This window comes from Ramlibacter sp. (assembly GCF_035554825.1).
In the GTDB taxonomy this organism is placed as follows: domain Bacteria; phylum Pseudomonadota; class Gammaproteobacteria; order Burkholderiales; family Burkholderiaceae_C; genus Ramlibacter.
This window is the reverse complement of sequence record NZ_DATMHS010000171.1, coordinates 1-22487: the sequence shown is the minus strand read 5'-3', so window position 1 is coordinate 22487 and position 22487 is coordinate 1. Positions and strand designations below refer to the sequence as shown.

Here is a 22487-nt window from a genome sequence, read left to right as displayed (position 1 = left end):
GGGACCTCAGGGAGCGGACAGGGCGGCCAGCTTGTCGGCCAGCGTGGCGCGCGAGAGTTCCCCGACGCGGGCGTCGACCAGCCGGCCCTGGGCATCGAAAAAGAAGGTGGTCGGCAGACCGCGGGCGCCAAGCTGCGTGGCGGCCTGGCCTTGCGCGTCGAGCAGCACGTTGCGCAGCGGCAGCTGCTCGCGCGCCAGGAAGCGCCGCACCTGTTCGGCGGATTCGCGCTCGTTGACGAACACGAAATGGATGTCCGGGTGCTCGCCCTGCGCGGCCAGCAGCACCGGCATCTCGCGCCGGCACGGCGGGCACCAGGTGGCCCACAGATTGACGACGGTCGGCTTGCCGTGGAAGGCCGCGAGCGCCACCGGCTGGCCCTGCACGTCGGGCAGCGCGAGCTGCGGCAGCCGGGTGCTGTCGTCGGTGGCGGTGAGCAGGGCCGAGCCCACCAGCCACGCGAGCGCGCCGGTGGCGGCGGCCGCGGCGAGCGGCAGCCGCCAGGGCGCGCGCCGGATGCCGATGACCACCGCCACCGCCGCCCCGGCGGCCAGTCCCGGCCAGAGCGACCAGCCGCCGTCGCGGATGTCGAGGATCTCGAGCGGATGCGGCAGGTAGGCCTCGTGCCACTGCGCCACGTAGGCCAGCCGCGCCGCGACCAGGCCGGCGGTCAGGGCCGGAAAGAGCGGCAGTTCGCCGGCGGCGCGGGTCCGCCACGCGACCAGCTGGCCGGCGGCCATGGCCAGGGCGAGCGCGAACAGGGCCAGCACCACCGGTGCCGGGAAGGAGAGCGGCCCGAGCTGCAGCGACTGGGTCATGGTTGCGCCGATCGGGTGGCTCAGGCCGGGCCGCTGCCGGCGTCGGCGATGGCGCCGGCCGGGCCGGCGCTCGCATCGATGCCGGCCCGGGTGCTGCGCACCTGCGGCAGGCACTGCGGATACTCGCGGGCGATGAAGGCCAGCATCTGCTCGCGCACCTTGCAGCGCAGGTCGAAGGCCTTGCCGGAATTGGCGGCCGAGACCAGGATCCGCACCTGCATGGCGCGTTCGGTGGCGTCGGTCACCTGCAGCACGCAGACGCGACCGTCCCATTCCGCGGCCGGCTTGACGATGCGGTCCAGCTCCGCACGCAAGGGCTCCACCGGCGTCGCGAAGTCGAGGTACAGGAACACCGTGCCCAGGATCTGCGAGCTGGTGCGGGTCCAGTTCTCGAACGGGTTCTCGATGAACCACTGCAGCGGAATGATCATGCGCCGCTCGTCCCAGATGTTGAGGACGACATAGGTGCCGGTGATCTCCTCGACCCGGCCCCACTCGCCCTTGACGATCAGCACGTCGTCCATGCGGATCGGCTGGGCCAGCGCCAGCTGCAGCCCGGCGATCAGGTTGCTGAACACCGGGCGGGCGGCGATGCCGCCGACGATGCCGATCACCCCGGCGGAGGCGAGCAGGCTGGCGCCGAGCTGGCGCGCACCGGGAAACGTCATCAGCGCCATCGACATGCCGGCGAGCAGCACCAGCACCATCGCCGTGCGGGCCAGCACCGTCGCCTGGGTCTGGATGCGCCTGGCCTGCAGGTTGTCCTCGGCGGCCACCGGGTTGCGCGCGATCACGCCGCGCGCCAGGCCCCCGATCACGCCCATCGCCAGCCAGGTCAGCGCCGCGATCAGCAACAGGCCGTTCACGTGGCGCACGTTGCCGATCCAGCGCAGGGTGTCGGGCGCGGCCGTCCACACCACCTGCAGCGCCGCGAGCGGCAGGACCGCGCCGGCCGGGTTTTCGCTGCACTCGACGATCGCGCGCAGCAGCGGGGCCCGGCTGGTCGCCCGCAGCAGCAGGGCGCGGCCGACCCGGCGGACGACGAGGGCCGCCACGACCGCCAGCAGGGCCGCGACCACCGTCGCGAGCCAGGCGTTCTCCTGGAACAGGCTGCTCAGGAACTGCGCTTGCATCGGCCCGCTCACGCCTGCGGATCGTCGCTGGCTTCCGTGTCGCGGGTCCCGTCCGGTTCCACCTGGGCGCTGGGCGTCATGTGCGGCGGCACCAGGGTGGGCGTGCTCTGGCGCAGCGCGGCCTTCTCGCCGGCGCTGGCGAACTTGCTGTACTTGCCGAGGATCGCGACCAGCTGGCCGTAGATGCGGGGATTGCCGGCCACGCACTCCTTCTGTTCCAGGAAGTCGGACTCGCCGGTGAAGTTGCCGATCAGGCCGCCGGCCTCGGTGACCAGCAGCGAGCCCGCGGCGACGTCCCAGGGCGACAGCCCGGTCTCGAAGAAGCCGTCGGTGAAGCCGGCGGCGACGTAGGCGAGGTCGAGCGCCGCGGCGCCCGGGCGGCGCAGCCCGGCGGTGCGCTGCATCACCTCGGCCATCATGCGCAGGTAGTTGTTGAAGTTGTCGCCGGGCCGGAACGGAAAGCCGGTGCCGATCAGGCACTGGCGCAGGTCGGTGCGCTTGGAGACGCGGATGCGGCGCTCGTTCATGTAGGCGCCGCGGCCCTTGGTGGCGGTGAACAGGTCGTTGCGGCTCGGGTCGTAGATCACGGCCTGCTCGACCTTGCCCTTCACCGCCAGCGCGATGCTGACGCAGTAGACGGGAAAGCCGTGGATGAAGTTGGTGGTGCCGTCCAGCGGATCGATGATCCAGACGTGGTCCGAGCCCTGCTTGCCGTGGACCTTGCCGGACTCCTCGGCCCAGATCGCATGGTCGGGGTAGGCGCCGAGCAGGGTTTCGATGACGGCGGCCTCGCTCGCATGGTCGACTTCGGTGACGAAATCGTTGACCTGTTTCTGGGAGACCCGTACCGCCTCGACGTCGAGGGCGGCCCGGTTGATGATGGAGCCGGCGGCGCGGGCGGCCTTGACGGCCACGTTGAGCATGGGGTGCAGGTTGGAGGAGGCCATGGATTGTTCGAACGTTGCAGGCGGCGCGGTGGCGCTGCCCTCATTGATCAGGAGCGGTGGCTCCGCCGGCGATGCGGCGGGCACGAATGGCCTCCATTGTCCCAGATTCGCCAGCCCGGCCGTTGTCGGCGAAGACGCCGCGTGGCCAGCCCCGTGCGGCCCGGCCTCGGCCCAGCCACCAGCGCCTTCGGTGGCACGAGTACGCGTCAAGGCTGGGGCGGGAAAGACCCCGGCGGCGGCACGCCGATTCATTGATCAGGCGCAATGCGGGCACCATCGCCGCCAAACAACAATGCGACGAGGAAGACAGACAGGAGGCTGCAATGGTCGACGTCATTCTGGATCCCGGACGCTGGGACAAAGCGGGCGAGGACGCCGAGGCGCTGCTGGAGAGCTGGTTCGTCGACGAAGGCGACCACGTGGACGCCGGCCAGCTGCTGGCCAAGGCCTCGCTGGTGCAGCAGGGGCTGGACGTCGCGGCGCCGGCGGCCGGCATCGTCGAGCAGATCGCGGTCGCGGCCGGCGAGAAGTTCGGCCCGGGCTACATCCTGGTGCGCCTCGCCGACGAGTGAGCGGCGCTGGGGCGCCGCCGGCGCAGGGGGCTGAGACAATCGGCGCCATGCGCACCCGCTTCATCCTGATCAACACCAGCCACGCCGGCAACGTCGGCGCCGCCGCGCGCGCCCTGAAGGTCATGGGCTTCGACGACCTGGTGCTGGTCGCCCCGCGCTGGCCCGACGTGCTGGAACGCGAGGAAACCATCCAGCGCGCCAGCGGCGCCGCCGACGTGCTGCGGCAAGCCCGCATCGTGGCCACGCTCGACGAGGCCCTGGACGGCGTCACCTATCTGTGCGCGACGGCGATGACGCCGCGCGACTTCGGTCCGCCGAGCGTCGCGCCGCGCGAGCATTTCGCCGCGCTGGCCGCATCCGGGCACAGCGTCGGCTTCCTGTTCGGTTCCGAGCGCTTCGGCATGAGCAACGACGACGTGTATCGCTGCCACGCGGCGCTGACCATTCCGACCGCGCCGGGCTACGGCTCGCTCAATCTGGCCGCGGCGATCCAGGTGATCGCGTACGAGTGGCGCACCGCCCTGGGCGGCTTCGCGGTCGCCGCCGGCGGCGCCAGGCCAGCGGCGCTCGCCGACGCGCCGGCCGTCGGCGGCATGCTGCAGCACTGGGAGCAGGCGCTGGTGGAGATCGGTTTCCTCGATCCGGCGGCGCCCAAGAAGCTGATGCCCCGGCTGAACCAGCTGTTCAACCGCGCCCAGCTCACGGTCGAGGAAATCCACATCCTGCGAGGTGTCGCCAAGGCCATGTCGCAGGCCGCCGGCGCGGCGAGGCGATAGACTGGGCGCATCAGTCCAAGCCTGCCCATGTTCACCCGCCTGCGTTCCGACATCCAGTGCATCTTCGACCGCGACCCTGCCGCGCGCAGCAAGTGGGAGGTGATCACCTGTTATCCGGGCCTGCACGCGCTGGTGCTGCACCGGGTGGCGCACTGGTTCTGGCGGCGCCACCTGCGCTGGCTGGGCCGCTTCACGTCGCACCTGTCGCGCTGGCTGACGGGCATCGAGATCCATCCGGGGGCGACCATCGCCGACAAGGTGTTCATCGACCACGGCATGGGCGTCGTCATCGGCGAGACCGCCGAAATCGGCGAGGGCTGCACGATCTACCAGGGGGTGACGCTCGGCGGCACCTCGCTCACCAAGGGCTCCAAGCGCCATCCGACGCTGGGGCGCAACGTGGTGGTCGGCGCTGGCGCCAAGGTGCTGGGCGGCTTCACGGTGGGCGACAACGCCAGCATCGGCTCGAACGCCGTCGTCACCAAGCCGGTGCCGGCCGGCGCCACGGCCGTCGGCATTCCGGCGCGGATCATCCAGGCCGGGGACCTGAAGCGCCGCGAGGAGGTCGCCAACCGCATGGGCTTCTCGGCCTACGGCGTCACCGAGCAGGACGATCCGCTGTCGCAGGCGATGAAGGGCCTGATCGACAACGCCGCCTCGCAGGAGCACCAGATCGCGATGCTGTGGCAGGCGATCGAGAAGCTCTCCGAGACGTCCAAGGGGCCCGAGTGCGTGCCCGAGGGCGCCGCGCTGAAGGAAGGCTTCGAGAAGGACAAGCTGACGCAGCTGGTCGGCAAGTAGCCGCGCGGCGACGGGGCCGCCTCAGCCCGGCGCGCGCGGCGCCCAGTCCCGCAGCATCGCCGGCACCCGCTGCACTTCGCGCTCGCGCAGCCGCACGCGCGTGCGGATGGTGGCGATCGTCTGGTCGGCCGCGGCCTGGCCGTGGCGGCCGGCCAGTCGCGCCTGGTCGCGCGCCAGCCGCTGCGCATGCTCGCCGTCGGCAGCCCAGCTGGCAGCGCCCGGCAGCAGCCAGCGCGACCCGGTGTCCCCGGCGAGCTTCGCCAGGCCCGCCCAGTGTTCGACCGCGAAGTCGTAGACCAGCGGTCCCAGGCCCGGCGTCCCCGCCAGCATGTGCGGCACCCGCGAGCCGAACGTACCCGGCAGCTGTCCGGCCGCGGCGCGTTCCAGCAACTGGCGCGCGCGGCGTGGATCCGGCGAAGCGGCCAGCGCCTCGAGCAACAGCCAGCGCTCCTCCTGGCTGGGGCTGGCCAGCAGCGCCCGGTAGACGGCATCGACCTGCGCGTCGCTCGTCTGCCGCAGGCAGGCCTGCAGCACGCCAGCGCGCACCGACGGTGCCACGGCGCGGGTGTCGCCGGCCAGCGCCGCCGGGCACAGGCCGGTGGCCGTGGCGATGGTCGGTTCGTGGCCGAGCCGCGCGAGCCGGCTGACGAGCTTGCCCCGCAGCCGCGCGACTTCGCTGCTCTCGCCGCTGGCCGGCTGCCAGCCCAGGCGCTCGAGCTCCGGCGCCAGCAGCGCCTGCTCGGCGCGTTGCATCGCCGCGGCCGCCGGCGTGCCGGCGAAAGTCTCATCGAGGAAGGTCCACTGCGCGATCGCCTGCAGGTAGAGCCCGGCGCGGCCGGCGTCGCGTACCAGCGGCAGGCGCGCCAGCAGGGCCAGGTGATCGGCCAGCGGCCGCCGCCCCGCGAGCGTCAAGGCGTAGCTGTCGCCCAGCAGCGCCAGCCGGTCGACCGGCGCCAGCGCGGGCAGGGCGGCCGCCAGCTGCTCGCGCAAGGCAGGCGCCGCGTCCACCCGGTAGTAGCCGGCGCTGCCGGCGTTCGCGATCACCGGCAGCGGCTTGCAGCCGGGGAAATCGAGCGTGGTCGCGCCGGCGCCGACCAGCGCCGTGCGCAGGACGGCGCCGCGCCGGACCTGCACCGGCACCAGCCACGGCACCGGCGGCAGCGGGGCCAGCGCCGCCAGCCGGCTGCGCTGCAGGGTGACCCTGGTGCGTCCGCGCGCGCACCGCGAGTCGACGGCGATCACCGGCACGCCGGGCTGGTCGGTCCAGGTGGCGGCCAGCGCCGCCACCGGCCGGCCCGACGCCTGGCCGATGTGATGCCACAGATCGCCGGCGGTGGCCGGCTTCATGGCGCGCTCGGCCATGTACGAGGCCAGGCCCTGCTGGAAGGCGCGCGGGCCGATCCACTGCTCCAGCATCGACAGCACGGCGCCGCCCTTCTTGTAGGTGATGTCGTCGAACACATCGAAGACCCGGGACTCGCCGACCTCGCCCGAGCGAATGGCCCGCGTCGCCGGCGTCGCGTCGCGCGCCATGGTGTGCTCGATGTCGCGGCGGTTTTGCAGCTCGATGTCCCACTCCGGGTGGAACCGCGCGCTGGCCTTCTGCTGCATCCAGGTGGCAAACGCTTCGTTGAGCCAGATGTCGTTCCAGGAAGCCGGCGACACCAGGTCGCCGAACCACTGGTGCGCGATCTCGTGCGCGACGACGCCGAAGACCGCCTGCTGACGCGCCTGCGGGCTGTGCTGCGGGTCGTAGAGCAACAGCGTTTCGTCGTAGCTGATGAGGCCCCAATCCTCCATCGCGCCACCGCGCACCCCCGGCACGGCCACCTGGTCGAGCTTGGGCAGGGCGTACGGCCGGCCGAAGTACCGGCGGTACCAGGGCAGCAGCTGCTTGGTCGCCGCCATCGCGAACGCCGCCTGCGCCTGCTTGCCGGGCGGCGTGACGATGCGCAGCCGCACGCCGTCCACCTGGTCTCCCAGGATGTCGAAGCGGCCGACCGTCACGGCAAGCAGATAGCTTTGCATCGGCGGGGTCGGGGCGAAGCGGTGGCGCACCGAGTCGCCCTCGGGCTCGGCCGAAACGGCGTCGGTGTTCGACAGCACCGTGTAGCCGGCGGGCGCGCGCACCTGCACCTGGAAGACCGTCCGGAACAGGGGCTCGTCGAAACAGGGCAGCAGCCGGCGCGCGTGAATGGGCTCCAGCTGGGTCGACAGCATGCGGGCCGGCCGGCCATGCGCCAGGTGCTCGACGGCGAAGAGGCCTTCGCCGGCCGCGTTCACCAGCCCGCGGTAGGCCAGCTCGAGCCGGTGGCGGCCCGGCGCGATGGCTTGCCCGTCCTCCAGCTGCAGGGCCCAGGTCTGCGCCAGGTCGGATGGCGCGAGCCGCAGCGGGCGCAGCTGCGCGCCGCTGCGCAGCAGCAGCCGTGCGGGCTCGAGGCCGCGCGCATGCAGCACGATGCGCTGCACCGGCTCTCGCACGTCGACGTCGATCGCCACCTCGCCGCCGAACTGGTCCTTGGCCGGGTCGAGCTCGAGTTGCAGTTCGACCCGGGAAGGCACCACCGCCTTGGACAGGACGGTGTCGGTTCGATCGAAGGCGAATCGCTCCTGGGCGCATGCCGCCGTCGCGGTGAACGCCAGCAACAGGGCGAGCACACGCCGCGCGAGACTCTGCATCTCTTCTCCTCGGACACCGCTTTGCCGCGGTGGTGGTGTTCTGACTGCGGCGACAGCTTAGCAGGCGGCCCGGCGCGCGCCGGGCGGCCGGTGCCGGAGCAGCCTCACGGCGCGCGATGACCGGCGCCCGGCGCTCAGGCCGGACGCGGTGGCCGCACGGCCGATTTCGGCCGGAACGCCTTGCACACCGGGTCGTTGGTCTCGAGGTAGGGGCCGCCGATCAGGTCGATGCAGTAGGGCACCGCGGCGAAGATGCCGGGCACGACCGCCTTGCCGTCGGCGTCGCGCAGGCCCTCCAACGTCTCCTGGATCGACTTCGGCTGGCCGGGCAGGTTGATGATCAGGCTCCGGCCGCGGATCACGGCGCATTGGCGCGAAAGGATCGCGGTCGGCACGAACTTCAGGCTGACCTGCCGCATCTGTTCGCCGAAGCCCGGCAGCACCCTGTCGGCGACCGCCAGCGTCGCTTCCGGCGTGACGTCGCGCGGCGCCGGCCCGGTGCCGCCGGTGGTGAGCACCAGCGCGCAGCCGGCGTCCACCAGTTCGATCAGCGTGGCGCTGATGCCGGGCTGCTCGTCGGGGATCAGCCGCGGCTCGAACGCGATCGGGTTCTTCAAGGCGCGCGACAGCCACTCCTGCAGCGCCGGCAGGCCCTGGTCCTGGTAGACGCCGCTGGAGGCGCGGTCGCTGATCGACACGATGCCGATCTTGACGGGGTCGAATTCAGTGCTCATCGCTGTCCTGCGCGGTGGAGTCGGCTTCGTCGTGCGCTGCATCGGCCCGCGTGAGCTGCTCGCGCACCAGCTGGAAGATGTCGCGGTAGGCCCGGCCGTGGCGCGGTGCCTGTCCCTTGGCCGCCGCGTCGGCGTCCGGCGGCGGGTCCTTGCGGGCCTGCCGGATCAAGGCCCGCAGTTGCTGCGTGTCGGTGGCCGGATAGGCGCGCAGCCAGGGCCCCAGCGCCTCTTCCGATTCGATCAGCCGGTCGCGCCATTGCTCGGCGCGGTGCAGCGCCAGGGCCTCGCCGGCCGACCCCTGCTGCTGTTCGTCCAGCGCGGCACGGATCGCCTGCAGCGTGTCCTCGTCGAGTCCGCGCATGAGCTTGCCGACGAACTGCATCTGGCGCCGCTTGCCCTCGAAGTTGGTGATGCGCCTGGCTTCGCCCAGCGCCTCGACCAGTTTCTCCGGCAACTGCAGCCGCTGCATCAGGTCGCCGCGCAAGGTCAGCAGGGCTTCGCCGGTCTTTTGCAGCTGCGCGCTCTCGCGCTTGAGGTCGGTCTTGCTCGGCTCGTCGCCACCCTTGAGCTGGGCCTTGAGCTCGAGGTCCTCGGGGCTGCCCTCGGCGATGAACTGGCCACGGACGAAGTAGCCTTTTTTTGGTTTGCGTGGCATGGAGTGGAGGTGCCGCGCAGCGGCGGTGGCAGGCGGCGGCAAGTATCATAGCCGCGCTATGACAAAACCCGATTCCCGCGCCGACACCGGTTTCGCTTACAGCCGTGCTGCTTTCGAGGAACTGGTGGACACCGCGCTGGCGCACGCCAGGAAGCTGGGCGCCACCGACGCGGGGGCGGAGGCTTCCGAAGGCTGCGGCCTCAGCGTGTCGGTGCGCAAGGGCGAACTCGAGAATGTCGAGCGCAATCGCGACAAGTCGTTGGGCGTGACGATCTACGTCGGCCAGCGGCGCGGCAACGCCAGCACCTCCGACTTTTCGCGGGCGGCGATCGAGCAGACGGTGCAGGCGGCCTACGACATCGCCCGCTTCACCGCGGAAGATCCCGTGGCCGGCCTGCCCGATGCCGACGACATCGCCGGCCGTGACCAGCAGCCCGACCTGGACCTGTTCCATCCGTGGAACATCGACAGCGAGCAGGCGACCGAGCTCGCGTTGCGCTGCGAGGACGCCGCGTTCGCCACCGACCGCCGCATCACGAACAGCGAAGGCGCGGGCGTGTCGGCGCAGCAAAGCCACTTCTTCAGCGCGCACTCGCGCGGCTTTCGCGGCGGCTACGCCAGTTCGCGCCATTCGGTCTCGGTCGCGCCGATCGCCGGCACCGGCGACAACATGCAGCGCGATGCCTGGTACAGCTCGATGCGCGACGCGCAGGAGCTGGCGGCGCCGGAGGCGATCGGGCGCTATGCCGCCGAGCGCGCGCTGGCGCGGCTGCAGTCGCGCAAGATCGCGACGCGCGAGTGCCCGGTGCTGTTCGAGTCGCCGCTGGCGGCGGGGCTGCTGGGCGCCTTCGTGCAGGCCGTCAGCGGCGGCGCGCTGTACCGCAAGAGCACCTTCCTGGTCGATTCGCTGGGCAAGAAGATCTTTCCCGACCACGTCGATCTGCTCGAGGACCCGCTGGTGCGCAAGGGCAAGGGCAGCGCGCCGTTCGACGAGGAGGGCGTGCGCACCAAGGCGCGCAAGGTGGTCGACGCCGGCCGGGTGGAGGGCTACTTCCTCAGCAGCTACTCGGCGCGCAAGCTGGGCATGAAGACCACCGGCAACGCCGGCGGCTCCCACAACCTGTATCTCAAGTCGCGGCTGACGCAGGCCGGCGACGACCTGCCGGCGATGCTGCGCAAGCTGGGCCGGGGCCTGTTCGTCATCGAGCTGATGGGGCAGGGCGTCAACTACGTCACCGGCGACTATTCGCGCGGCGCCAGCGGGTTCTGGGTGGAGAACGGCGAGATCGTGCACCCGGTGGAGGAGATCACGATCGCCGGCAACCTGCGGGAGATGTTCGCCGGGCTGCAGGCCATCGGCTCGGACGTCTACAACTACGGCGCCAAGAGCGTCGGCTCGGTCCTGATCGGGAAGATGAAGGTCGCGGGGTCCTGAAGGCGGCGTGCGGGCTGTCGCTCAGCCCGCCAGCGCCGACCTCACCGCGGCCGAGACCTGGCCCATGTCGGCCTTGCCGGCCAGCCGCGACTTGGCCGCGCCCATGACCTTGCCCATGTCGCCCGGGCCCGTGGCCCCGACCTCGGCCACGATCGCCCGCACCTGCGCCGCGATCTCGTCGGCGGACAGCCGCGGCGGCAGGTAGGCCTGCAGCACCGCCACTTCAGCGGCTTCGTTGTCCGCCAGGTCCTGCCGGCCGGCCTTCTCGAACGCCTCGATGCTGTCCTTGCGCTGCTTGATGAGCTTGTCGACCACGCCCACCACGGCCGCGTCGTCCAGCTCGATGCGCTCGTCCACCTCGCGCTGCTTGATGGCCGCGGTCAGCATCCGGATGGCGCCCAGGCGCTGCGTTTCGCGGGCGCGCATGGCGGCCTTCATGTCTTCGGTGATGCGTTCCTTCAGGGTCATGGTCTTCTCCAGATCGAAAAATGCAAAAGCCCGCGCGAGCGTCCTCGGGCGGGCTTGAAGTCTCCGTGACGGCCAGGGGCCGCCGGCAGCTGCGGAGCCGAGGCTCAGTACAGCTTCTTGGGCAGCTGCATGCTGCGCACGCGCTTGTAATGGCGCTTCACGGCCGCGGCCTTCTTGCGCTTGCGCTCGGCCGTGGGCTTCTCGTAGAACTCGCGGGCGCGCAGTTCGGTGAGCAGGCCCAGCTTCTCGATGGTGCGCTTGAAGCGGCGCAGGGCCACGTCGAAGGGCTCGTTTTCTTTTACACGGATCGTCGTCATCAGCGAATGGATTCCAAAGTGTGCGGCCAGAGGGTGCCCGGGAAGATCGGGCCCGGGCGCCGTAACCGCGAAGTTCCCCAATGTATGGTGATCAGGCCCATTGGGGTATGCCAGCAAAGCCCGACATTATAGCGCTCACTGCCGGTTCGGCAAGTCGGGCGGCGGCGGAAGGCCCGGGGGAGGCGGCGAAAACCGCCGGCCGGTCCGCGATGTTACTTACGCAAACATCTCGATCCGACTGCCGGGCGGGCGCCTCGCTCAGGGACCAGCCGCCGCCATGGCCTGGGCGCAGGCCATGGCGCTGGCCCAGGCCCACTGGAAGTTGTAGCCGCCGAGCCAGCCGGTCACGTCCACCACTTCGCCGATGAAGAACAGGCCCGGCCGCGCCGACTCGAGCGTCTGCGACGAGAGGTCGCGCGTGTCCACGCCGCCGGCGGTCACCTCGGCCTTGCGGTAGCCTTCGGTGCCCTCGGGCACCAGGCTCCAGCGCGCCAGCCGCTCGGCCAGCGCCGCCAGGGCCTTGTCGCTGGCTTCGGCGACCGGCCGCTGCCAGGCCGGATCCTGCTGCACCCAGGCCTCGGCCAGCCGGGCCGGCAGCCAGGCGGCCAATTCGTTGGCGATCAGCTTGCGCGAACCGGCCTTCGCGCGCGCCAGTTCGCCCGGCAGGTTGACGCCGGGGGCGAGATCGATCCGGATCGGCTGCCCGGCGTGCCAAAAGCTGGAGATCTGCAGCACGGCCGGACCGCTCAGGCCGCGGTGGGTGAAGAGCAGGTCCTCGTGGAACTCGACGCGCTGCTTCTTCTCGCCGGTGGCGATCGTGACCGGCAGCGACAGGCCCGCCAGCGCGGCGTAGGGAGCCCAGCTCGCGCCGGCAAAGGTCAGGGGTACAAGCGCCGGCCGGGTGGGCACCAGGCGCAGGCCGAACTGGCGGGCGATCCGGTAGCCGAAGTCGGTGGCGCCGATCTTGGGAATGGACAGCCCGCCGGTGGCGATGACGAGGTTGCGCGCCTGCACCGCGCCGCGATCGGTGTCGAGCGCGTAGCGCGACGCCTCGCTTTCGACCGCGCGCACCGCCTGCACCGCGCAGGGCTGCCAGCGGGTGACGCCGCCGGCGCCGCATTCGCGCAGCAGCATCTGGATGAAATCGTCGGCCGAGCGGTCGCCGAACAGCTGGCCCTTGTGCTTCTCGTGGAACGGGATGCCGTGGCGCCGCACCAGGGCGACGAAGTCCGACGGCGTGTAGCGCGACAGGGCGGAGCGGCAGAAATTCGGGTTCTCGCCCAGGTAGTGCCGGTGCGGCGCGCGCGGATCGAGGTCGCGGTTGGTGAAGTTGCAGCGGCCGCCGCCCGAGATCCGGATCTTCTCGGCCACCTGCTCGCTGTGATCGAGCAGCAGCACCTTCAGGCCCAGCTGGCCGGCCACGCCGGCGCAGAACAGGCCGGCCGCGCCGGCGCCGACGATGGCGACATCGAATGAGTGCATGGGCGGCGAGTGTAGGGGCGCCGCGCCCGCCGCCTCAGGCGACGCGGAACCGCGCCGGCTGGCGCGCCGCCGCCGCCGCGCCGGCGACGACGTCGCCGACGATGATGACGGCCGGGCTCGCCAGCTGCTCGCGCGCCACGGTGGCGGCCAGCGCGGCGAGCGTGGTCACCACCTGGCGCTCGCCGGGCAGGCTGGCGCGCTGCACCACCGCCACCGGCGTGTGCGCCGGCAGCTCGGCGCGCAGTTCGGCTTCGATCCGTCCGATGCCGCTGACGCCCATGTAGATCACCAGCGTGAGCCGGGCGTCGCGCGCCATCGCGGCGACAGCGCGCCAGTCGGGGCCGGGCGCGCCCTGGTGGGCGTGGCCGGTGATGAACAGCACGCCGTGCGCGTGCTCGCGGTGCGTGAGCGGCACGCCCAACGCGGTGGCGGCGGCCAGTCCCGAGGTGATGCCGTTGACGATGCGCACCTCGATGCCCTCCGCCCGCAGGTGCTCGACCTCCTCGCCGCCGCGGCCGAAGATGAACGGATCGCCGCCCTTCAGGCGCACCACGCACTCGCCTTCCCGGGCGGCCGTGACCATCAGCTTGTGGATGAAGCCCTGCGGCGTGCTGCGGCAGCCGCCGCGCTTGCCGACGTGGATCACGCGCGCCTGCGGCGCCGCGAGCGCCACGATGTCGGCGCTGACGAGGTCGTCGACCAGCAGCACGCTGGCCGACCGGATCGCCTTCACCGCCTTCAGCGTGAGCAGGTCGGGATCGCCGGGGCCGGCGCCCACGAGGGTGACTGTGCCTGGATGGTTCATGGACGGACCAGACGCAAGATGTGTTCCACCTGCACGGCGATCGCCGCCGGGACCGCCGTCCGGCCGGCCAGCACATCCTGGGTGTACGCGGCCGTGGACTCGGCGTCGATCGCCGGCGGCAACTCGGGCACGGCGGCCAGGCTGCCCGCCTGGCGCTCCTGCAGCCGCAGGCGCCGGCCCCGGCTGAAACCGTCCATGGCCGGCACGCGCCTGGCATCCGCGGCCGCCTCGCCTTCGGTCCCGCGCAGCAGCAGCGCGCTGGCGCCCAGGCGCTCGAACACCTCGCACATCGCGGCGCCGTACTCGGCGTGGGTGTAGCTGCTGACGATCAGCGCCGCCCCGGCGCTGGGGTTCATCAGCTTGACGACGCTGTGGCTGGCGTTGCGCAGGCCGATGCGCTGGCGCGCCTCGAGCAGGCGCGCCAGTCCCGGATGCAGCGCCGCGGTGGGGAGATACGCCGCCTCGCCGGCGGCGATCGGCCGCACCGCCGCCAATGCCTGCACGCCGAGCGCCTGCAGCACCGCCGAGGCGAAGACCCGTCCCGACTCGGTGGGCGTCCCGTGCACCAGCACCGGCAAGCCTTCGCGGGCCAGCAACAGCGCGAGCAAGGGGGTGAGCACCGGCTGCTTGCGGGCGCCGTTGTAGCTGGGCAGCACGACCAGCGGCCGGCCGCCGGCCGGCACCAGCCGCAGCCGGGCATGCGTCGCATCGAGAAAGCCGCACAGCTCGTCGACGCTCTCGCCCTTGAGGCGCATCGCGAGGCAGAAGGCGCCGATCTCGAGGTCGCTCACCGCGCCATCGAGCACCTGGCCGAAGAGATCGGCCGCCTGCTCGCGCGACAGCTCCCGCGCGCCCTGACGCCGGCCGATCTGCTTGAGGTACTGGCTGATGCCCATTCGCCGGATTGTCCCTGAAGCATCATGACGAATGGCTATGAGCTCATGCACCCGCCGCGGCTGGTGGCAGCAGCGCCGCGGCGATCGTCGGCTTCGGTTCCGGCACGCAACCAACCGCACTGCGTGCCGCAGTGGAGCGTGCCTGTAGCGTCGCCGGTTGGCGATGTCGTGCCGGCGGCGCAGGAAGCGCGCCGGATGTCCTTGCGGCCGCGCCGGCGCGCGGCCTTCACCTACACTGCCGGCCATGCTGGTGCTGGGAATCGAGTCGTCGTGCGATGAAACGGGCGTGGCCCTGGTCGACGCGCCTGGGCGCGAGCTGCCCAGGCTGCGGGGCGACGCGCTGCACAGCCAGATCGAGATGCACCGGGCCTATGGCGGCGTGGTGCCGGAGCTGGCCAGCCGCGACCACATCCGCCGCGTGCTGCCGCTGACGCAGGCGGTGCTGGCCCGGGCGGGCGCGCAGCTGGCCGACCTGGACGTCGTGGCCTACACCCGCGGGCCGGGCCTGGCCGGCGCGCTGCTGGTGGGCGCCGGCGTCGCCTGCGCGCTGGGCGCGGCGCTGGACCGACCGGTGCTCGGCGTGCACCACCTGGAAGGCCATCTGCTCTCGCCGTTTCTCAGCAGCGATCCGCCGGAGTTTCCGTTCGTCGCGCTGCTGGTTTCCGGCGGCCACACCCAGCTGATGCGCGTCGACGGGGTGGGGCGGTACGAGCTGCTGGGCGAAACCATCGACGACGCCGCCGGCGAGGCCTTCGACAAGTCGGCCAAGCTGATGGGCCTGGGCTACCCGGGCGGGCCGGCGCTGTCGCGCCTGGCCGAGCAGGGCGATCCGCAGGCGTTCAAGCTGCCGCGGCCCCTGCTGCACAGCGGCGACCTCGACTTCTCCTTCGCCGGCCTCAAGACCGCCGTGCTGACGCAGGCCGGGAAACTGGGCGCCGACCTGGAACGGCGCAAGGCCGATCTGGCGGCGTCGACGCAGGCGGCGATCACCGAGGTGCTGGTGCGCAAGGCGATGGCCGCCCTGGAGCAGGCCGGGCTGCAGCGGCTGGTGGTGGCCGGCGGCGTCGGCGCCAACCAGTCGCTGCGCGCGCAGCTCGGCGCGGCGGCCGGGAAGCGCAACGTGCGCGTCCACTACCCGGAGTTGAACCTGTGCACCGACAACGGCGCCATGATCGCGATGGCGGCGGCCATGCGCCTGGCCGCAGGCGTCCAGGCGCCGACCCGCTCGTACGCCTTCGACGTCAGGCCGCGCTGGCCGCTGTCGCAGTTGCAATGAACTCGGTGACCACCCGGGCGTATTCCTCCGGGTGGCTCAGGTGCGGCACGTGGCCGGCATCGGGAAAGACATGCTGGCGGGCATACGGCACCGCCGCCGCCACGCGCTTGACCACCAGCGGAAAGAACGGCGGGCTGGCGCCACCCAGCGTCAGCAGGGCCGGCGCCGAGTAGCCCGACAGCAGGTCGAGCTGCATCGACAGCGCCTCCGGTTCCTGCAGCTCGTCGAGCCAGGTCGGGGCGTTGAAGACGAAGGTGTCGCGCGTGGCCTGCGGCAGTTCGTCCCACGCCCCCGGTCCGTACGCGATCGTGTCGACGAAGCGGCGCGCGCCGCCTTCCATGTCGCCGGCCCGCAGCAGCGCCGCCGCCGCATCGATGCGGTCGCGCACCGCGGCCAGGGCGGGTTGCAGGGTGGGGTCGTCTTCCAGCAGGCCGAACAGCGGCGGCTCGTGCGCCACGAGGCTGCGAATCAGCTCGGGCGAGCCGGCGGCGAGCCGCAGCACGATGGCGGCGCCGAAGGAGCCGCCGACGACGTGGGCCGGACCGCCGAAGAGATGGCGGATCAGCGCGGCGAGGTCGTCGACGTCCTCGTCGATGCTGCCCTGGCCGGCCGGCCGCTCGCTGCGGCTGTGGCCGCGGCGGTCGTAGCGGGCGACCCGCAGGCCGCGCGAGAAGGCCGGGACGACCCGGTCCCAGTTGTGGTGGTCGCCCCACGAGCCGTGCACCAGGACCACCGGCTCGCCCTGGTCACCGCTGAGCTCCCAGAAGAGCTCGACCCCATTGATGCGCGACATGGGCATGGCAGGCCTCCGCGATGGTTGCGTCTGCCATGCAGTCTATGCGCAATGCGCGGGGCCGGGCCCCGCGGGCGCTTACTTGACGTCGATCCGGCGGGCGGTGCTCACCGGCGCCTTCTTGGCCAGCGTCAGCGTCAGCACGCCATGCTCGAGCTTGGCCGCGCTGGCTTCGGCATCGATGTCCTGCGGCAGCTCGTAGGCCGCCTTGAACTGGCGCTTGGCTTCGGCGCGGGTGTCGATGCGCACGATGGCCCCCTCGATGTTGATGGCCACGTCTTCCCGCGCGATGCCGGGCATGTCCAGCGTGAGCGTCCAGGCCTTGTCGTCTTCGTTGACGGCGAAGCCGGGCGGCAGGTTGCGGAAGAACGCGTCGTTGACGAAGCGCTCGAAGCTGCGGTCGAACGAACGGAACGCGGGCGCCATGGCGCGGGTACGGACGACGGGTGCGAAGAACATCGTGGTCTCCTGGGGTGGAGGGCGACTCGGCATCGCCGCTCCGATACACTGCGCGGCTCTCAACCGTGATCGCCGCATGGCTCACATCTTTGAGCCGGGCGAGGTTTTTCAAGGGAATCTCCAGAGTGAAAAATGACAGGCGCCAGCTCTTGAAATCGCTGGCAGCAGCGCTATGTGTGCCGGCCGCCGCGATGGCGCAGCCGGCGCGCGCGCCGGTCAAGCTGGCCATGATCGAAGGGCTGTCCGGCGGCAACGCCAACGGCGGCGAGGCGGTGTTTCGCAACCTCGTGTGGGCCGTCGAGCGCGTCAACCAGCGCGGCGGCGTGAAGACCGCCGACGGCCCGCGGCCGCTGCAGCTCGATCGCTACGACAGCAAGGGCCAGATCGAGGAGGCGCTGTCGGCGCTGCGCTCGGCCATCGACGACGGCGCGCGCTTCATCCTGCAGGGCAACTCGTCGGCCGTCGCCGCGGCCCTGATCGACGCCATCAACAAGCACAACGAGCGCGAGCCGGGGCGGCGCGTGCTGTTCCTCAACTACTCCGCGGTCGACCCCATCCTCACCAACGAGAAGTGCAGCTTCTGGCATTTCCGCTTCGACGCCCACGCCGACATGCGCATGGCGGCGCTGATGTCGGTGCTGCGCGAGGACCGCGCCCTGAAATCGGTGTACCTGCTGGGACAGGACTACAGCTTCGGCCACGCGGTGCTGCGCGAGGCGCGGCGCCAGCTGGGGGCGCAGCGTCCCGACGTGCGCATCGTCGGCGACGAGCTGCACCCGCTGCTGCGGATCAAGGACTTCGCGCCGTACGCCACCAAGATCAAGGCGAGCGGCGCCCAGGCGGTGATCACGGGCAACTTCAGCAACGACCTCACGCTGCTGGTGAAGGCGGCGCGCGAGGTCGGCTTCACCGGCACCTTCTACACCTTCTACGGCAACGCGCTCGGCGCGCCGGCGGCGCTGGGCGATGCCGGCGTCGGCAAGGTGATCGCCGTCGCCGACTGGCTGCCCAATGCCGGCACCGCCGCCAGCGACGCGTTCTACAGGGCCTTCCGCCAGCGCTACCCGCAGCCGGCGGACGACTACGTGCACATGCGCATGCAGCTGATGATCGAAGCGCTGGCGCAGGCGATCGACAGGGCCCGCAGCGCCGAGCCGGTGCCGGCGGCGCTGGCCCTGGAGCAGGTGCGGGTGGAGCTGGGTGGCCAGCGCGGCGCCATGCGCGCGGCCGACCACCAGTTCCAGCAGCAGCTGATGGTGGGCCTGATGGAACGGCAGGGTGCGCCGGGGGTGAAGTTCGACGTCGAAGGCTCGGGTTACGGCTTTCGCGTGATCAAGACCATCCAGCCGGCGCAGGCCGAAATGCCCAGCAGCTGCAAAATGACGCGACCCGACTGAAGGCCCCGACGCATGCGCCACACCATCCAGAACCTCGAAGAATCCAAGATCCGCGAAGTCGCCAACGCCGGGCTCGGGCGCAGCGACGTGCTGGCCTTCTGGTTCGGCGAGAGCGACGAAGTCACCCCCGAGTTCATCCGGCAGGCGGCGATCGAGTCGCTGCAGCAGGGCGAAACCTTCTATGCCCACAACCTGGGCCTGCCCGAGCTGCGCGAGGCGGTGGCGCGGTACACCGGCCGGCTGCATCCGGCGCTGGGCAGCGAGCGGATCGCGATCACGTCCAGCGGGGTCAATGCCCTGATGCTGGCGGTGCAGTCCGTGGTCGACGCCGGCGACGAGGTGGTGGTGCTGACGCCGGTGTGGCCCAACCTGGTGGCCCAGCCGCTGATCATGGGCGCCAAGGTCAAGCGCGTGTCGCTCGAGCCGGCCGGCGGCGCCTGGACGCTGGACCTGCAGCGCCTGCTCGATGCCGTCACGCCCGCCACCCGGCTGCTGGTGATCAATGCCCCCAACAACCCCACCGGCTGGACGCTCAGCCGAGCCGAGCAGCAGGCGATCGTCGAGCACTGCCGCCGCGCCGGCACCTGGATTCTGGCCGACGAGGTCTACGAGCGCCTCTATTACGAGCCCGGGGCCACCTGCGCCCCCAGCTTCCAGGACGTGGCCGCGCCGGACGACCGGCTGATCGTGGCGCACAGCTTCTCCAAGAGCTTCCTGATGACCGGCTGGCGGCTCGGCTGGCTGGTGATGCCCGCGACGCTGACGCAGCACATGGGCAAGCTGCTGGAATTCAACACCTCCTGCGCCAGCACCTTCACGCAGCGCGCCGGCGTGGTGGCGCTGCAGCGCACGGACGAGGTCACGCCGCGGGTGGTGGCGCACCTGAAGACCTGCCGCGACACCCTGGTGCCGCTGCTGCGGCAACTGCCGCGGGTGGTGGCGGACCCGGCCAAGGGCGGGATGTACGCCTTCTTCCGGCTGGACGGGTACGCCGATTCGCTGGAGGTGGCCAAGCGCCTGGTCCGCGAGGCCGGCCTGGGCCTGGCGCCGGGCAACGCCTTCGCCCCCGAGGCCCAGGGCTGGCTGCGCTGGTGCTTCGCCTCCAAGGACCTGTCGCGGCTGGAGCAGGGGGTGGAGCGGCTGAGCGGTTGGCTGGCGAGGAACTGAAGCCGGGTTTTGGCGTTTGGCCGCGGCCGGCCCCCGATAGCGCTTCCAGCTATAATCCCATGGTTCTGCAGTCCGCAGAGCGCACGTTGCCGGCAGTTCCAGCTGGCAACGCAAGTCAAACTCTCAAGGAATCACATGACCGCTATCGTCAAGGCCGACGTCGTCAAGGCCAATGCCCGCTCCGCGAACGACACGGGCAGCCCGGAAGTGCAGGTCGCCCTGCTCACGGCGCGCATCAACGAACTCACCCCGCACTTCAAGACGCACGCCAAGGACCACCACGGCCGCCGCGGCCTGCTGCGCATGGTGAACCGCCGCAAGAGCCTGCTGGCCTACCTCAAGAACAAGGACGCCGAGCGCTACACCGCGCTGATCGGCAAGCTGGGCCTGCGCAAGTAAGCAGGACGGCAGGAATGCAGGGCGCCTGAGCTGGTTCAACCGCTGGCTCAGGCGCTTTGTCCATCGGAGACGGCAAGACGAATACGCGCTGTGTCATTCCACAAGGGGCTGCGGGCCCCTTCTGGAATGGCATCGTGTTCGACACCGCCGCCCCGGGCTTCCGGCGCAGCCACATGCGCCGCCCGGGGGATCGCGAGGCACAGGGCGCCAGCCGCCCGGCCTGATCCCCAACCAGGAAAACGAACATGAGCATCTTCAACAAAGTCACCAAGACGTTCCAGTGGGGCTCCCACACCGTCACGCTGGAAACCGGCGAGATCGCCCGCCAGGCCGGCGGCGCCGTCATCGTCAACATCGACGACACCGTGATCCTGGCCACCGTGGCCGCCTCCAAGAGCGCCAAGCCGGGGCAGGACTTCTTCCCGCTCACGGTCGACTACATCGAGAAGACCTACGCCGCCGGCAAGATCCCCGGCAGCTTCTTCAAGCGCGAGGCCAAGCCGAGCGAGCACGAGACGCTGACCAGCCGCCTGATCGACCGTCCGATCCGCCCGCTGTTCCCCGAGGGCTTCTTCAACGAAGTGCACGTGGTGATCCACACGCTGTCGCTGAACCCCGAAGTCGACGCCGACATCGCCGCCATGATCGGCACCAGCGCCGCGCTGGCCGTCTCCGGCATCCCGTTCGCCGGCCCGATCGGCGCCGCCCGCGTGGGCTACGTCAACGGCGAGTACGTGCTGAACCCGGGCCAGACCGCCCGCAAGATGTCCGACCTGGACCTGATCGTCGCCGGCACCGAGAGCGCCGTGCTGATGGTGGAATCCGAGGCGCAGCAGCTGTCCGAGGAAGTGATGCTGGGTGGCGTGGTGTTCGGCCACGAGCAGGCCAGGATCGCGATCAACGCCATCCACGAACTGGTGCGCGACGCCGGCAAGCCGGTGTGGGACTGGCAGCCGCCCGCCCGCGACGAGGCCTTCATCGCCAGGGTCAACGCCCTGGCCGAGGAAAAGCTGCGCGCCGCCTACCAGATCCGCAGCAAGCAGGCCCGCACCCACGCCCTGCGCGAGGCGAACGGCGCCGTGATGGCCGACCTGAAGGAGTCCGGCGTCGAATTCGACCCGATCAAGGTCGAGTCGATGCTGTTCGACATCGAGGCGCGCATCGTGCGCAGCCAGATCCTGGCCGGCGAGCCGCGCATCGACGGCCGCGACACGCGCACCGTGCGCCCGATCGAGATCCGCACCGGCGTGCTGCCGCGCACCCACGGCTCGGCGCTGTTCACCCGCGGCGAGACCCAGGCGCTGGTGGTCACCACGCTGGGCACCGAGCGCGACGCGCAGCGCATCGACGCGCTGATGGGCGAGTACGAAGACCGCTTCATGTTCCACTACAACATGCCTCCGTTCGCCACCGGCGAAGTCGGGCGCATGGGCTCGACCAAGCGCCGCGAGATCGGCCACGGCCGCCTCGCCAAGCGCGCGCTGATCGCGTGCCTGCCGAGCAAGGACGAATTCCCGTACACGATGCGCGTGGTCTCCGAGATCACCGAGTCGAACGGCTCCTCCTCGATGGCCTCGGTGTGCGGCGGCTGCCTGTCGCTGATGGACGCGGGCGTGCCGATGAAGGCGCACGTGGCGGGCATCGCCATGGGCCTGATCAAGGAAGGCAACCGCTTCGCCGTGCTGACCGACATCCTGGGCGACGAGGACCACCTCGGCGACATGGACTTCAAGGTGGCCGGCACGACCAACGGCATCACCGCCCTGCAGATGGACATCAAGATCCAGGGCATCACCAAGGAAATCATGCAGGTCGCCCTGGCCCAGGCCAAGGAAGCGCGCACGCACATCCTGGGCAAGATGCAGGAGGCCCTGGGCGAAGCGAAGACCGAGGTCAGCACCTTCGCACCGCGCCTGTACACGATGAAGATCAATCCGGAGAAGATCCGCGACGTGATCGGCAAGGGCGGCGCCACCATCCGCGCGCTGACCGAGGAAACCGGCTGCACCATCGACATCGCCGAGGACGGCACGATCACCATCGCGTCGACCGAAGCCGACAAGGCCGAGTTCGCCAAGAAGCGCATCACCGAAATCACGGCCGAGGTCGAAGTGGGCAAGGTCTACGAAGGCCCGGTCACCAAGCTGCTGGACTTCGGCGCGCTGGTGAACCTGCTGCCGGGCAAGGACGGCCTGCTGCACATCAGCCAGATCGCGCACGAGCGGGTCGAGAAGGTCGGCGACTACCTGAGCGAAGGCCAGGTCGTGCGCGTGAAGGTGCTCGAGACCGACGACAAGGGCCGCGTCAAGCTGTCCATGAAGGCGCTGCTGGATCGCCCGGCCGGCATGGAAGACCGTCCGCCGCGCGAAGACCGCGGTCCGCGTGAAGACCGTGGCCCGCGTGGCGAAGGCCGGGGCGAATACCGCGAGCGCCGCGAACCGCGTGAGCCGCGCGGCGATGACCGCCAGCCGCGCGAGCAG

At 71.1% G+C, this 22487-nt stretch carries 22 protein-coding genes; 9 read left to right on the top strand and 13 right to left on the bottom strand.

All coding sequences use genetic code 11. The features are described from left to right. Nucleotides 1-6 precede the first annotated feature (6 nt). From VNT59_RS20590 to VNT59_RS20580, 3 genes are read right to left on the bottom strand one after another with little or no spacing between them, the layout of a single operon-like run. Nucleotides 7-816: a TlpA disulfide reductase family protein gene (locus tag VNT59_RS20590; RefSeq protein ID WP_325501621.1), complete on the bottom strand. Its 810-nt coding sequence runs from the start codon at nucleotides 814-816 to the stop codon at nucleotides 7-9. 20 nt (nucleotides 817-836) lie between these two features. Next, nucleotides 837-1949: a mechanosensitive ion channel family protein gene (locus VNT59_RS20585; RefSeq protein WP_325501619.1), complete on the bottom strand. Its 1113-nt coding sequence runs from the start codon at nucleotides 1947-1949 to the stop codon at nucleotides 837-839. 8 nt (nucleotides 1950-1957) lie between these two features. Beyond that, on the bottom strand, nucleotides 1958-2896 hold the full coding sequence (locus VNT59_RS20580; protein WP_325501617.1) for an inositol monophosphatase family protein: 939 nt from the start codon (nucleotides 2894-2896) through the stop codon (nucleotides 1958-1960). A 323-nt stretch (nucleotides 2897-3219) separates the two neighbouring features. Between VNT59_RS20580 and VNT59_RS20575 the strand changes: the two genes are divergently transcribed. The 3 genes from VNT59_RS20575 to cysE are packed head-to-tail and all read left to right on the top strand — an operon-like array spanning nucleotide 3220 to nucleotide 5045. Beyond that, nucleotides 3220-3468, top strand: coding sequence for a lipoyl domain-containing protein (locus VNT59_RS20575; protein WP_325501615.1), 249 nt, complete (start codon nucleotides 3220-3222; stop codon nucleotides 3466-3468). Nucleotides 3469-3515: 47 nt separating this feature from the next. Then, complete coding sequence (locus VNT59_RS20570) at nucleotides 3516-4244, top strand: RNA methyltransferase (protein ID WP_325501613.1); 729 nt, start codon at nucleotides 3516-3518, stop codon at nucleotides 4242-4244. A 27-nt stretch (nucleotides 4245-4271) separates the two neighbouring features. Next, complete coding sequence (gene cysE / locus VNT59_RS20565) at nucleotides 4272-5045, top strand: serine O-acetyltransferase (protein WP_325501611.1); 774 nt, start codon at nucleotides 4272-4274, stop codon at nucleotides 5043-5045. 21 nt (nucleotides 5046-5066) lie between these two features. On the opposite strand, the gene VNT59_RS20560 is transcribed toward cysE, so the two are convergent. The 3 genes from VNT59_RS20560 to yjgA all read right to left on the bottom strand — a co-directional run bounded on the left by VNT59_RS20560 (nucleotide 5067) and on the right by yjgA (nucleotide 9113). Then, on the bottom strand, nucleotides 5067-7724 hold the full coding sequence (locus VNT59_RS20560) for a M1 family metallopeptidase (protein ID WP_325501609.1): 2658 nt from the start codon (nucleotides 7722-7724) through the stop codon (nucleotides 5067-5069). A gap of 134 nt (nucleotides 7725-7858) precedes the next feature. Further along, entirely contained in the window at nucleotides 7859-8458 is a 600-nt protein-coding gene (gene mog / locus VNT59_RS20555; RefSeq protein ID WP_325501607.1) for a molybdopterin adenylyltransferase, read from the bottom strand. Next, nucleotides 8448-9113, bottom strand: a complete 666-nt coding sequence (gene yjgA / locus VNT59_RS20550) for a ribosome biogenesis factor YjgA (protein WP_325501605.1) — start codon at nucleotides 9111-9113, stop codon at nucleotides 8448-8450. The genes mog and yjgA overlap by 11 nt, the downstream gene beginning before the upstream one ends. A 58-nt stretch (nucleotides 9114-9171) precedes the next feature. Here yjgA and pmbA point away from each other — a divergent pair, with 58 nt between their 5' ends. Next, nucleotides 9172-10548 (top strand): metalloprotease PmbA, encoded by a 1377-nt coding sequence (gene pmbA / locus VNT59_RS20545; protein ID WP_325501603.1) that lies wholly within the window; start codon nucleotides 9172-9174, stop codon nucleotides 10546-10548. A gap of 21 nt (nucleotides 10549-10569) precedes the next feature. Here the strand turns inward: pmbA and VNT59_RS20540 are convergent, their stop codons facing one another. The 5 genes from VNT59_RS20540 to ybiB all read right to left on the bottom strand — a co-directional run bounded on the left by VNT59_RS20540 (nucleotide 10570) and on the right by ybiB (nucleotide 14516). Continuing rightward, nucleotides 10570-11016: a GatB/YqeY domain-containing protein gene (locus VNT59_RS20540; protein WP_325501601.1), complete on the bottom strand. Its 447-nt coding sequence runs from the start codon at nucleotides 11014-11016 to the stop codon at nucleotides 10570-10572. A gap of 104 nt (nucleotides 11017-11120) precedes the next feature. Continuing rightward, nucleotides 11121-11333 (bottom strand): 30S ribosomal protein S21, encoded by a 213-nt coding sequence (gene rpsU, locus VNT59_RS20535; RefSeq protein WP_012346814.1) that lies wholly within the window; start codon nucleotides 11331-11333, stop codon nucleotides 11121-11123. A gap of 258 nt (nucleotides 11334-11591) precedes the next feature. Then, nucleotides 11592-12815 (bottom strand): NAD(P)/FAD-dependent oxidoreductase, encoded by a 1224-nt coding sequence (locus VNT59_RS20530; RefSeq protein ID WP_325501599.1) that lies wholly within the window; start codon nucleotides 12813-12815, stop codon nucleotides 11592-11594. Nucleotides 12816-12849: 34 nt separating this feature from the next. Beyond that, a complete protein-coding gene (gene cobA / locus VNT59_RS20525; RefSeq protein WP_325501597.1) occupies nucleotides 12850-13620 on the bottom strand; it encodes a uroporphyrinogen-III C-methyltransferase in 771 nt (256 codons plus the stop codon). Further along, complete coding sequence (gene ybiB, locus VNT59_RS20520) at nucleotides 13617-14516, bottom strand: DNA-binding protein YbiB (RefSeq protein WP_325501595.1); 900 nt, start codon at nucleotides 14514-14516, stop codon at nucleotides 13617-13619. The genes cobA and ybiB overlap by 4 nt, the downstream gene beginning before the upstream one ends. Nucleotides 14517-14760: 244 nt before the next feature. On the opposite strand from ybiB, the gene tsaD reads away from it, so the two are divergent. Further along, nucleotides 14761-15792: a tRNA (adenosine(37)-N6)-threonylcarbamoyltransferase complex transferase subunit TsaD gene (gene tsaD / locus VNT59_RS20515; RefSeq protein ID WP_325501593.1), complete on the top strand. Its 1032-nt coding sequence runs from the start codon at nucleotides 14761-14763 to the stop codon at nucleotides 15790-15792. Here the strand turns inward: tsaD and VNT59_RS20510 are convergent. Both VNT59_RS20510 and VNT59_RS20505 read right to left on the bottom strand, forming a co-directional pair. Further along, a complete protein-coding gene (locus VNT59_RS20510; RefSeq protein ID WP_325501591.1) occupies nucleotides 15758-16591 on the bottom strand; it encodes an alpha/beta hydrolase in 834 nt (277 codons plus the stop codon). The genes tsaD and VNT59_RS20510 overlap by 35 nt on opposite strands. A gap of 72 nt (nucleotides 16592-16663) precedes the next feature. Continuing rightward, complete coding sequence (locus tag VNT59_RS20505) at nucleotides 16664-17044, bottom strand: Hsp20/alpha crystallin family protein (protein ID WP_325501589.1); 381 nt, start codon at nucleotides 17042-17044, stop codon at nucleotides 16664-16666. A 191-nt stretch (nucleotides 17045-17235) separates the two neighbouring features. Between VNT59_RS20505 and VNT59_RS20500 the strand changes: the two genes are divergently transcribed. The 4 genes from VNT59_RS20500 to pnp all read left to right on the top strand — a co-directional run. Further along, nucleotides 17236-18441 carry a branched-chain amino acid ABC transporter substrate-binding protein gene (locus VNT59_RS20500; protein ID WP_325501663.1) on the top strand — a complete coding sequence of 402 codons (1206 nt, stop codon included), beginning with the start codon at nucleotides 17236-17238 and terminating at the stop codon, nucleotides 18439-18441. Nucleotides 18442-18453: 12 nt separating this feature from the next. Next, entirely contained in the window at nucleotides 18454-19608 is a 1155-nt protein-coding gene (locus tag VNT59_RS20495) for a pyridoxal phosphate-dependent aminotransferase (protein WP_325501587.1), read from the top strand. Between the two features lie 135 nt (nucleotides 19609-19743). Next, nucleotides 19744-20007, top strand: a complete 264-nt coding sequence (gene rpsO, locus VNT59_RS20490) for a 30S ribosomal protein S15 (protein WP_325501584.1) — start codon at nucleotides 19744-19746, stop codon at nucleotides 20005-20007. A 245-nt stretch (nucleotides 20008-20252) separates the two neighbouring features. Further along, nucleotides 20253-22487: polyribonucleotide nucleotidyltransferase (gene pnp / locus VNT59_RS20485; protein WP_325501582.1), on the top strand; the 2235-nt coding region annotated here is incomplete at its 3' end.